The sequence below is a fragment of the Ensifer sp. CCNWLY38 genome, from assembly GCF_037120565.1.
In the GTDB taxonomy this organism is placed as follows: Bacteria; Pseudomonadota; Alphaproteobacteria; order Rhizobiales; family Rhizobiaceae; genus Ensifer; species Ensifer adhaerens_H.
Window position 1 is genome coordinate 138,770 of the sequence record NZ_JBBBBO010000011.1, and the last position, 10,226, is coordinate 148,995.

11 protein-coding genes are annotated in these 10,226 nt (G+C 61.4%); 6 read left to right on the plus strand and 5 right to left on the minus strand.

The genetic code is table 11. The features are described from left to right. Positions 1-48: 48 nt before the first annotated feature. Positions 49-969 carry a LysR family transcriptional regulator gene (locus tag V7S54_RS23205; protein WP_336408887.1) on the minus strand — a complete coding sequence of 307 codons (921 nt, stop codon included), beginning with the start codon at positions 967-969 and terminating at the stop codon, positions 49-51. Positions 970-1,148: 179 nt separating this feature from the next. Here V7S54_RS23205 and uraD point away from each other — a divergent pair, with 179 nt between their 5' ends. Beyond that, positions 1,149-1,685, plus strand: coding sequence for a 2-oxo-4-hydroxy-4-carboxy-5-ureidoimidazoline decarboxylase (gene uraD / locus V7S54_RS23210; protein WP_065375956.1), 537 nt, complete (start codon positions 1,149-1,151; stop codon positions 1,683-1,685). Between the two features lie 43 nt (positions 1,686-1,728). Continuing rightward, complete coding sequence (locus V7S54_RS23215) at positions 1,729-3,072, plus strand: MFS transporter (protein WP_065375955.1); 1,344 nt, start codon at positions 1,729-1,731, stop codon at positions 3,070-3,072. A gap of 199 nt (positions 3,073-3,271) precedes the next feature. Here the strand turns inward: V7S54_RS23215 and V7S54_RS23220 are convergent, their stop codons facing one another. Beyond that, on the minus strand, positions 3,272-3,445 hold the full coding sequence (locus V7S54_RS23220) for a hypothetical protein (protein WP_336408962.1): 174 nt from the start codon (positions 3,443-3,445) through the stop codon (positions 3,272-3,274). On the opposite strand from V7S54_RS23220, the gene V7S54_RS23225 reads away from it, so the two are divergent. The 4 genes from V7S54_RS23225 to V7S54_RS23240 are packed head-to-tail and all read left to right on the plus strand — an operon-like array spanning position 3,386 to position 5,936. Then, positions 3,386-3,868: a sigma-70 family RNA polymerase sigma factor gene (locus V7S54_RS23225; RefSeq protein ID WP_336408956.1), complete on the plus strand. Its 483-nt coding sequence runs from the start codon at positions 3,386-3,388 to the stop codon at positions 3,866-3,868. The two genes, V7S54_RS23220 and V7S54_RS23225, sit on opposite strands and share 60 nt — an antisense overlap. Beyond that, a complete protein-coding gene (locus tag V7S54_RS23230; protein WP_336408888.1) occupies positions 3,861-4,622 on the plus strand; it encodes an anti-sigma factor family protein in 762 nt (253 codons plus the stop codon). Before V7S54_RS23225 ends, V7S54_RS23230 begins: the two co-directional genes overlap by 8 nt. 10 nt (positions 4,623-4,632) lie before the next feature. Next, positions 4,633-5,349 (plus strand): Bax inhibitor-1/YccA family protein, encoded by a 717-nt coding sequence (locus V7S54_RS23235; RefSeq protein ID WP_336408889.1) that lies wholly within the window; start codon positions 4,633-4,635, stop codon positions 5,347-5,349. Positions 5,350-5,369: 20 nt separating this feature from the next. Beyond that, complete coding sequence (locus V7S54_RS23240; RefSeq protein WP_336408890.1) at positions 5,370-5,936, plus strand: DUF2076 domain-containing protein; 567 nt, start codon at positions 5,370-5,372, stop codon at positions 5,934-5,936. 425 nt (positions 5,937-6,361) lie between these two features. Here V7S54_RS23240 and V7S54_RS23245 read toward each other — a convergent pair whose 3' ends face one another. The 3 genes from V7S54_RS23245 to V7S54_RS23255 form a co-directional block, all read right to left on the minus strand. Beyond that, a complete protein-coding gene (locus tag V7S54_RS23245; RefSeq protein WP_336408891.1) occupies positions 6,362-7,570 on the minus strand; it encodes an ABC transporter substrate-binding protein in 1,209 nt (402 codons plus the stop codon). 19 nt (positions 7,571-7,589) lie between these two features. After that, the gene (locus tag V7S54_RS23250; RefSeq protein WP_058327889.1) at positions 7,590-7,955 is read right to left on the minus strand and encodes a hypothetical protein; all 366 of its coding nucleotides are present in this window, start codon (positions 7,953-7,955) and stop codon (positions 7,590-7,592) included. 76 nt (positions 7,956-8,031) lie between these two features. Then, positions 8,032-10,226, minus strand: a 2,195-nt coding sequence (locus tag V7S54_RS23255) for a DUF5801 repeats-in-toxin domain-containing protein (RefSeq protein WP_336408892.1), incomplete at its 5' end; no start/stop codon positions are given.

Sequence of the window (10,226 nt, forward strand, 5' to 3'; positions counted from 1 at the left end):
GGGGCCGACTGCCCGATTTCTCAGAGAGCGGCCACTTCGTTCCGAAAGCTAGCTGGCGATCCTGTTGCGCGCCTGCATGATGATCTCGCGCAGCCACCGGTGCATCGGCGAATGATGCGATCGGTCATGCCAAAGCATGTGGAAGACCATCTGCGGGAACTCCATCGGCGGCTGGCGTACGACGAGCGGCAAAAGCCCCGCAAAGTAGCTGGCAAAATGACGGCTGGTGGAAAAGATCAGGTCCGACTGCAGCAAGAGGTACGGTGCGGTCGTGAAATAGGAAAGCGCCACGGTACGCGCCCGGCTGACACGAAGGCTCGACAAGTGGGTTTCGACGACGCCGCGATGGGCCATCGAATAGGCCACCGGCACGATATGGGCCGCCGCCAGGTAATCGGCTTCGCTGAATTCGCCCTGCGCTAGAGAATGGCTATCCCGCATCAGGCAAACGATGTCGTCCTGCAGGAGGATCGAGCGCTTGAGATAGGCGGGCGGAGACGGCCAGTTGCCGATGACGACATCGACGTCACCCCGGGCAAGCGCTCCCTCGAAGTCGAAGTCGGGACCGAGCGCCCGGATCACGAGGCTCGCATTCGGCGCCTTACGCCTGATCTGATCGACAATTTCCGACAGGAACACCGGCGCCATGTAGTCCGGCGAGGCGATCGTGAAGCTATGATTGCTTGATGAGGCGTCAAACGGCGCCGTGGCGTCGACCAAGCCGGTGAGATCGGCCAACAGGGCCTGAGCGCGTGGCAAAATCGCGAGAGCGCGCTCCGTTGGGACCATTCCGTCACGGCCGCGCACAAGCAATTGGTCGGAAAAGATCTCGCGCAGCTTGCCAAGCGCCAGGCTGACCGCCGGTTGGGATTGCTCCAGCTTGACCGCGGCACGCGTCACACTGCCCTCGGCCATGAGCGCGCAGAACACCCTTAGGAGATGTGCGTCAACGGTATCTTCTTTCGACATCTGATTTTCAGAATAGCCAACAAAATCCGGCAGGGCGAGCCGGCCAACAGGTCAACACCACCTTTTATTCGTCTGGCTAATAATGGGTATTTGCCTGCCCGCGTTGACCAAATCGCCCCCGCCGAGCACCGTTTGCTCAGGAAACACCACGATGCGGCGGCTCAACTTCAGGGCAAGACATGCTTGATATCGACGCGATCAACCACATGGACTGCGACGCCTTCGTCGCCTACCTCGGTCCTGTCTTCGAGAATTCACCTTGGGTCGCACAACGCAGCTGGCAGAAGCGGCCGTTCGCCGACATCGAGGCATTGCATGGTGCGATGTTCAGCCAGATCCTGGCCCGTGACACGGCGTCAAAGGTCGAATTCCTGGGCGCGCATCCGGACCTTGCCGGCAAAGAGGCCAAGCAGGGCCGGATGACAGCGGAATCGACCGTCGAACAGGGAACGGCCGGGCTCGACAGTCTAGCGGGCCACGAGATGGCGCTGATCGACGATCTGAACCGGCGCTATCGCGCCCGGCACGGCTTTCCCTTCATCGTTTGCGTTCGCCACTACACCAAGGCCGGCATCTTTGCCGAGTTCAAGCACCGCATCGGACGGGAGACCGAGGCTGAGCTTGCGGAAGCACTGCGGCAGATCGCCAACATCAGCCGCTATCGACTGGGCGCCCTCGTCAAGGAGGCGCAGGAGGTTATCACGCCGGCCGCATAGCGGCTGGTATCCTGAAATGGACTTATACGGGAGGTAGTCCACAATGGCATCGGCAGCACATGCGGGGCACGGAGGCGGCTCATCCGCCGCGAACCCCGAAAACCTCGAATCCGTCTACCGCAAGGTGACATGGCGGCTCCTTCCCTTCCTGATGTTCCTGTGGATCCTGGCATGGATCGACCGGGTCAATGTCGGTTTTGCGAAGCTCACCATGCTGCAGGACCTGCAGTTCAGCGAAACCGTTTACGGCCTCGGTGCCGGCATCTTCTTCCTCGGCTATTTCTTCTTCGAGGTGCCGAGCAACATGTGGCTCGAACGGATCGGCGCCCGCGCCACGATCGCCCGCATCACCATCGGCTGGGGCATCATCTGCGTGCTGATGATGTTCGTCACCCAGCCCTGGCAGTTCTATACGCTGCGGTTCCTGCTCGGCGTGTTCGAGGCCGGCTTCTATCCCGGCATCATCCTCTACCTGACCTATTGGTATCCGTCGCTGCGTCGCGCCAAGGCCTTCGGCCTCTTCATGTCCGCCTCGGCACTTGCCGGCGTCATCGGCGGCCCGCTGGCAGGCACGATCATGACGCAACTCGGCGGCGCCAACGGCTGGGCCGGCTGGCAGTGGGTATTCCTGCTCGAAGGCATTCCGTCGGTCCTCGCCGGCATCGCCACCATCTTCTATCTGACCGACAAGCCTGAGAAGGCGCATTGGCTGACCTCGGAGGAAAAGGCCCTGCTCATCCAGGACATCGAGCAGGACAAGAAGGCTCTCGGCCATCGCGAGCACAGCGTGCTCAAGGCGCTGAAGAACCCGATCGTATGGAAATTCATCGCCATCTATTTCTGCATCATCATGGCGAACTCGACGCTGACTTTCTTCGGTCCCTCCGTGGTACGCGAAATCGGCTTCTCCAGCCCCGCGACGGTCGGCTGGATCATGGCAGCCATCTATCTCGGCGGTGCTGCGGGCATGATCCTGAACGGCATTCATTCCGATCGCACCTCGGAGGTGCGCTACCACTGCGCCTTTGCAGCACTCGCGGGTGCCACCGGCCTCATGGCCCTGGGTTTTGTCCTTCCGGCCAGCCCTGCCCTGTCGCTCGCGGCCCTGGCGCTCGCGATCGTCGGCACCATGTCCGCAATCCCGGTCTTCTGGCAGATGCCGAACCATTGCCTGGCGGGTTCGGCTGCAGCGGTCGGCATCGCGCTCATCAACTCTGTCGCGAACCTTGCCGGCTTCGGCGCCCCCTACCTCATGGGCTACCTGAAGGACACGACCGGCGTCATGACCCACGGTCTGTGGCTGGTGGCTGCCGTCGAGGCGCTGACCTTCGTGCTGATCGTCGGTTTCGTCAGCAAGGTCAGCCGGCAGACGCAGCAGCCTGCGTAGAACAAATCCGACAAGACCTCGCGCGTTGCGGGTTCTGACAGGACGAGAAATTGTATCGGATCATCGCGGCTTTGCTCGATGGTCCGATACTGCATCTGCGGCGCGCACGACTCGTAAGCGGCCGAGACGGGCCAAGGATTTCGGCGGGCTCAATCTGCCTGCGATCGGTGCGTCTGGTACCCGGTCCCGACGGTAGTTTTCAGATTTTTTCAGATTTTTTTCTGCGCGATGGATGAGAAGCCGCGCCCGCTCCGTATATGCGGGTATGGATTCGAAGAAAGGCGCATTTGACGTTGTTGGGCAGCTGGCTGCGCTGCGGCGCTATGCCCGCTCGCTTGCGCGCAATTCGCCGGACGCGGAGGATCTCGTTCATGACGCTCTCCTGAGAGCCTACGAACGACGCTCGACATTCCGGTCTGGAGCGAGCCTTAGAAACTGGCTTTTCGCGATCGTTCGCAACACGCATATCGACCGCTTGCGGTCCGCGATCTCTAGCGGCCAGCGTGACGACCAGACGGCTCAGGAGGCCGGATCGTCTTACCCCGCTCACCAGGAGCACAGCGTACGGCTGGCTCAGGTCCGCGAAGCGTTCATGATGCTTCCGCAGGAGCAGCGCGAGGCCTTGCATCTCGTTGCCGTCGAGGACCTCTCCTATCAAGAGGCTGCCGACATACTCGACATTCCCGTCGGGACTTTGATGTCGCGCGTCTCCCGCGCAAGAGCGAGTCTTAGAGACTTCGAAAACGGAACGAAAAAGCCCAACCACCTGAGGCTTGTCGGAGGCGATAATGACTGACGTCGACACGATTATCGATACCGATCTCGATGCCTATGTGGACAACCAGCTCGATGCGGCCGGTCGGCTTCGGGTTGAGACCTGGCTTGCCAGGAATCCTGATGCGGCGGCCCGTGTCATGGCCGATCTCGGAATGCGGACCACGCTCAAGCTGGCGATGACGTCGGATGTCGTTGCCGGACGCCCCGAGACGCGCGAGGCGGCTCGCCGCCTTTCGTCGGGACTGGCGAATGCGCGCGTGTGGAACGCCCTGCAAAAGGTGGCGGCGGTCGGCTTGATGGTTTCGGTGGGGTGGATTGCCCACTCTTCCGTCGGTCCGAGCGAAGTCAATGCCTCGGCCCATCCGCCGGCTTTCGTGGAATACGCCATCCGCGCGCATCAGACCTCGCTCGTCAGGGCGGGAATGCCGTCACAGCCGGAAGTGCAGACCTACGACCGGGACGACATTCGTGCGGCGACCGCCATCGTCATGCCGGAGCTTCCGAAGGACTGGAACGTCTTAGACGTTCAGGTATTCCCCTCGGATTTTGGACCCAGCGTCGAGACGAGCGTCAAGACCGATGCGGGCACACTCATATCGCTCTTCGCCGGCAGGCCGGGGCACTTCGCGGTCGAGTCCGTGAAAGACCTCAACCTTTCCAACGCCGAGGCTGCCTGGTGGCAAGTCGGCGAGGTCGCCTATGCCGTCGTCTCAAGCACGCCGGGCATCGGCCTCATCGATGAGGCCGAGCTTCTCAAGAACTCACTTTACTGAGGAAACCTTCATGTATTCGAACCAGAACCGCTTCGGCGGCATGAGCCAGGCTTCTGCCGCCGCCCTCGACGAGGGCCTTCGCCAGCACATGCTGCGCGTCTACAACTATATGGGCCTTGGCCTTGTCGTGACGGGCCTTGTGGCCTTCATCGTCGGCACCACGCCGGCACTCTACGTGCCGATCTTCTCCACCCCGCTGAAATGGGTGGTGATGCTGGCTCCGCTGGCCTTCGTCTTCTTCTTCTCCTTCAAGATGCATTCGATGTCGGCATCGTCAGCGCAGATGACCTTTTGGGCCTTCTGCGCCGTCATGGGGCTTTCGCTCGCCTCGGTCTTCCTGGTCTTCACCGGAGCCAGCATCGCCCGCACCTTCTTCATCGCCGCCACCATGTTCGGTGCGACCAGCCTCTACGGCTATGTGACGAAACGCGACCTGGCGAAATTCGGCTCGTTCCTGATCATGGGCCTTATCGGCGTGATGATCGCGTCGATCGTCAACATCTTCCTCGGCTCGAGCGCTCTTCAGTTTGCCGTCTCGGTGATCGGTATCGTCGTCTTCGTCGGCCTGACTGCCTGGGACACGCAGAACATCAAGGAACAGTATGCCGACAACTTCGACCAGGAATCGCAGCAGAAGCTCGCCGTCTTCGGTGCGTTGTCGCTCTATCTGAACTTCGTCAACATCTTCCAGCTGCTGCTGACTTTCACCGGCCAGCGTGAAGAGTAAGATAGCAAGGAACATATCTCATGGATCGCAACGACCAGCAGGCCATTGACGGCCTGTTCTCCAGGCTCGCCCATGTCGAGCGCCAGTCTGGCCTACGAGACGTTCAAGCCGACCGCTTCATCCAGCAACGGATCAGCGCGCAGCCGGGTGCACCCTATTACATGGCACAGACCATCGTCGTGCAGGAGCAGGCGCTGGAGGCAGCTCAACGCCGCATCGAGGAACTGGAAGCGCAGACCGCGCAGAGCCAACAGCGCGGCGGCTTCTTCTCCTCGATATTCGGCAACAACGGCGCCCCTCAGCACCCGGCGCCGCAGCAGCCCGGATACGGCCGCGCCGCGCCCGGCTCGCCATGGGGCAACCAGAACCAGGCCCACGGCCAGCCGGTGCAACAGCGTGCCGGCGGCGGCTTCCTCGCCGGTGCGGCGCAGACCGCTATGGGCGTCGCCGGCGGCGTTCTGCTCGGCAATGCGATCGCAGGCTTGTTCGGTGGAAACGAGGCCCAGGCTGCTCAGCCCGGCGCCACGGCTGCGGAGCCGGAAGAGCCTGCGGACGATATGGATTTCGGCGGCGACGAAGACATTTGACGCCGCTTTCGGCTTCCGGGGACCATCCCCCTCCCCCGGAAGCCGACCCACTCAAAGACAACATTTTGTCATGACCCCACCTGCACCCAGCCCACGGGCTACCCCCTGTCCGGTACGATGGCCCGCCATCTTCCCGGATATGGAGAATGCGCAGATATCGGCTTGCTGCTTGCCTAACTTTCCCTGAGATGGCCGCAACATCGATAAGGTCAGGATAGGGCGCTGCAGATGGTTACTTGAGCATGGCAACCCTGCCGATACTCAGCAACGGTCAACGTTGCCCTTCGGCCGGGAATGCCGAAGAGCAACGCCGGCGTGGCCCGTGCCGCCGCTCGCAGCGTGGCTTCGAGATGAGAGGCTCGGCAAGCCTGTGGATGATCGCACCCGTCAGCCGGCAAGCGGAGCTTGAGGCCAGCGCCTGCGCTTCAGAAGGAACGTGGCGCTGGATCCAGGAGTTTCACGCTTCCGGAGGTGACCTGGTAGATCGCGCAGGTTCGCTCGACGGAACCGTTCTTCTCGAAGCGGAAGGCTGCTGCCGCACCGATGAACCCGTTTGGAGACCGAAGGCTCTCCTGCGTGATGGCGGTTTCGCCCTGGCTGCGGACGAGGCCGGCGGCAAGCGCGATCACGTCGAAGCCATAGGCCGCATCGGTGCCTGCGGCTCGCTCGTATCGATCGAGATAGCGCGAGGTCATCCGGGAACCATTTTCCGGGCCGAACAGACACAGATGGCTGCCCGCGAGCTCGGGGCGCTTGTAAGCGGCATTCGCCCAGCCGGAACTGCCGACGATCATCGCGTTCGATTTCAGATAGCCGTTGGCCTTGAGTTGCGACAGCGCACCGACGTCCGGATCTCCCGAACCGACCAGGAGCACGCCATCGGTGTCTTTCAACGCGGTCTTGGAGGCCGCGTCGCCGGTGAATGCCGTGGTTCCCGTCACGGCGACGAGCGCCGGTTTGATGCCATAGCCGGCAAGCCCGCGATCCAATCTTTGCCGCTCGGCGGCGGAGACATCGCTTGGCAGGAGCACGACGAGCCGCTTGCGCCCGGACGCCACCGCATAGGATGCCCCCTCAACGGCGCTGTCGATGCGGTCGGACACGAAAGCGAAGGTGCCGGCCGGCCGCTCGGCGCCGTTGCCGCGCAGGACCAAAAGCGGCGCGCGGGAGGAGCCGAGACCCTGGCGCACGGTGCTGACAGGAACGTCGGCGACCGACAGCGCGACGAGCGCGACGTTCTGGCTGGCAAGCCGCTTCGCCGCCTCTTGAATCTGCTGTGGCGAACCGTCGGTATTTTCGACCAGCAACGAGAGCTGGCCGCCACCCACCTCATCGATGGCGAGCGACGCGCCGTCCCGGATATCGCGTTCGCGTACCGTTTCGCCTGTGGGCGCCATCAACGCCGTGATGAGCGCGATCCGCGTTGCGCCGCTGCCGAAGGTTTCCTGCGGCTTCACCGCATGTTCGGCCGCGCGCCGCGCGTGCCTCGCCTGCGGCGATTCCACGTCGAGAACATCCTGGGGCGTGGGTGCGCCCTGGCAGCCCGCAAGTGTACCGAGTGCGAGGACGCCGAGGACTAGCCACTGCCGACAGGACGACATCCGCCTGATCGGTGAAACGACAGCGTGGGACATGACGATCAAACCGCCTGTCTCAATTCATGAAATTCCGCATCTTGGAGTAAAAACAGTCGCATTTGGCGATGTAATCCTCGTCGCGCCAGTTGGACTGCAGGTAGCCATAGGCCTTGCCGCAGGCAACCTTGGTCTCGGACGCCCAGACGAACGTCGGCCGCGTCGAGGAGATCCAGTGCGGATCGTCGGCGACAGCGATCGCCTCGTCCATGCGCGACACGACCTCCTTGGTCAATGTCGCGACATCCTGGTCAACGGTGAGAGAGGATTGGCTGGCTTCAGCGCACAGCCGAGCGGCTGGCGCATAATCGACGATGAGATCGGCCGCGAAACCTGAAACGGGCATAAGAGCGACCATCGCCCCCACCAGCATGCTTCTGATCATGAAAAAGGCTCCCCCTGGAAATGCGGTCCCCGGATGATTACCGAGAACCGCTGAACTGTCGAGATCGACGTTGCGTTTATGAAACGTCCTGTGTCTTCGGCGCACCGTTTTCGGTGAACAGGATCTTCACCACCTCGGTCGAAACCTGGAAGTCCTCCAGCACGGCGACGGTGTGCCAGCCTGAACCGTTGCCGGCGCTGCCGTCGGTGTCCACCTGCAGATTGGCGTCCTGGCCGTTCTGGACCACCTGGACGAAGTTACCGTCGAGGTTCGTCCCCGTTGGCAGATTGCCTAGCAGAGCCGTGAGATCGACCGTATCGCCCTCGGCGTAGTTGTAGTCGGCGATGACGTCATCGATGCCCAGTTGCAGGGAGTCCGCGTCGATCTTGAAGGTGTCGCTGCCCGCATCGCCAGCCATATGGTCGGAGCCGGCGCCGCCGTAAAGTCGATCGCCATTGGCACTCCCGGTAAGAACATCATTGAAGTCGGAACCAACGAGGCCTTCGATGTTCTTATATGTGTCAGTTCCGAGACCCACGTTCGTCAAATTGACCGTCGTGCCGTTGCTGTTTTGCGCGAGTGTAAAGGTCAGGCTCGCCGAGGCATCGGACAGGTCAAGCAGATCTGTACCGGAACCGCCATCGATCGAATCGTTCCCGGCGCCGCCTTTGAGCGTGTCGTCACCGGAGCCGCCACTGAGCGTATCGTTGCCAGCCCCGCCGTCCAGGTAGTCATTCCCACCTCCAGAGGAGATCGTGTCATTGCCAGCACCACCGGAAATTCGATCCGCCGAGGCGCCAGTGGAGATGGTATCGTCGCCTGCAGTGCCAGCCATTACGTTCACGATAAATGATGCCGTCGCTGTATCCTTATCGGCATCACTGCCTTTGAGATCGAACGTCAACTGAGAATCTGCTGGATCCACAACAGTCGTATACTCCAGGCTGACGCCTTCAACCTTAGCGGTGACGTTCTTGCTGTCGACAATATCGAACTCGACATAATCGACAGTTTTGCTCGTATTGATGTTAAAGGTAACTGAACCAGAGCCATCATACTCGACAGGAATGCCCACCGACGTTCCATCGGTGTATTTTACCGTGAGTTTCAGATCGTCTCCTGTCGCCAGACTTCCAGTTGAGCTGAGCCTCAGGGTAAGGGAGCTAATGGTCGCGTTCTCGTACCCTGACTGCTGCTGTACATCCAGACGCAAGACATCATTCTTACTGCTGGAGTTATGAATAACGCCATCATCGACGCCAAGCTCACTTGACGATATGCTCAAGTTTTTCTGTACGCCGTTAACATACCCTGTCGCAACCAGCTCAAATGCACCACCGAAGAGCGATTTGGGGAACGTATAACTCTGTACCGAACTAGAACTGGTAAATCCTGCCAGCAGGGGACCACTGCCGATCGAAACCGATGGCGCCGGAGTCACCAGTTTGAACTCGTAGGAGCCATCGCTCTTAATCGTTACCTCGAAGTAGGTTTTTGAGGTCCCACTCTCCTCATATGTCGCTGTGTAAGTATTGGTTGTTCCAGCTTTAAGCGCAAAATCATACCCAGTCGGCTTGTTCGTCCAGACCAGCGCGCCCGCGGGGAAAGAAGTATTAAACGGCGCCGCGTCCGCCCCAACATGAAAGTCATAGGCTCCGACGGTCACGCCAGGCGTCCTGTAGACTGAGAGATCATCTACGTCGATCGACGGGCCGTCGTCCTTGAAGGTGAAGGTGCTGCCGGTGCCAAGGTCGACGCCCTGGCTGACCGCATCGCCGTCGGCATCCGTCACCGTTGCCACCAGCTGCAGCGTGTTGTTGGCCAGCGTCAGGCTCAGCGGCTCGTTGTTGCTGCCCGTGTTGTCGTGCCAGATCGCCTTGAGCTGGTCGAGCGTCACCTGGCCATTGGCCAGTGTGATGGTGAAGTAGGCCGTGCCGTTCACCGCACCGGTGATGACGTTGCCCGACTGGCTGAGCAGGATCTCAGAACCCTTGGCGCCACCTGCACCATGGGCAAACAGACCCGAGCCGATATTGTTGCCGGACAGCTGCAGCCCATAGCTCACAGAGCCCGCACCGTCCGCACCATAGGCCGAGAACCCGCCCTGGAACACGTTCGCCACACTGAAGGACGCATCCGTGCCCAGCACCGTCTCGTCGACCGTCAGCGCCGCCGGCGCCGCTATCTTGCTGATGTCGATCGACGGGCCGTCGTCCTTGAAGGTGAAGGTGCTGCCGGTGCCAAGGTCGACGCCCTGGCTGACCGCATCGC

Coding starts and splice junctions, on each gene's coding strand:
- V7S54_RS23220 (WP_336408962.1), bottom strand. CDS start 3,445: ATGAACGAGATCCTCCGCGTCCGGCGAATTGCGCGCAAGCGAGCGGGC.
- V7S54_RS23205 (WP_336408887.1), bottom strand. CDS start 969: ATGTCGAAAGAAGATACCGTTGACGCACATCTCCTAAGGGTGTTCTGC.
- V7S54_RS23250 (WP_058327889.1), bottom strand. CDS start 7,955: ATGATCAGAAGCATGCTGGTGGGGGCGATGGTCGCTCTTATGCCCGTT.
- V7S54_RS23215 (WP_065375955.1), top strand. CDS start 1,729: ATGGCATCGGCAGCACATGCGGGGCACGGAGGCGGCTCATCCGCCGCG.
- V7S54_RS23240 (WP_336408890.1), top strand. CDS start 5,370: ATGGATCGCAACGACCAGCAGGCCATTGACGGCCTGTTCTCCAGGCTC.
- uraD (WP_065375956.1), top strand. CDS start 1,149: ATGCTTGATATCGACGCGATCAACCACATGGACTGCGACGCCTTCGTC.
- V7S54_RS23235 (WP_336408889.1), top strand. CDS start 4,633: ATGTATTCGAACCAGAACCGCTTCGGCGGCATGAGCCAGGCTTCTGCC.
- V7S54_RS23230 (WP_336408888.1), top strand. CDS start 3,861: ATGACTGACGTCGACACGATTATCGATACCGATCTCGATGCCTATGTG.
- V7S54_RS23245 (WP_336408891.1), bottom strand. CDS start 7,570: ATGTCCCACGCTGTCGTTTCACCGATCAGGCGGATGTCGTCCTGTCGG.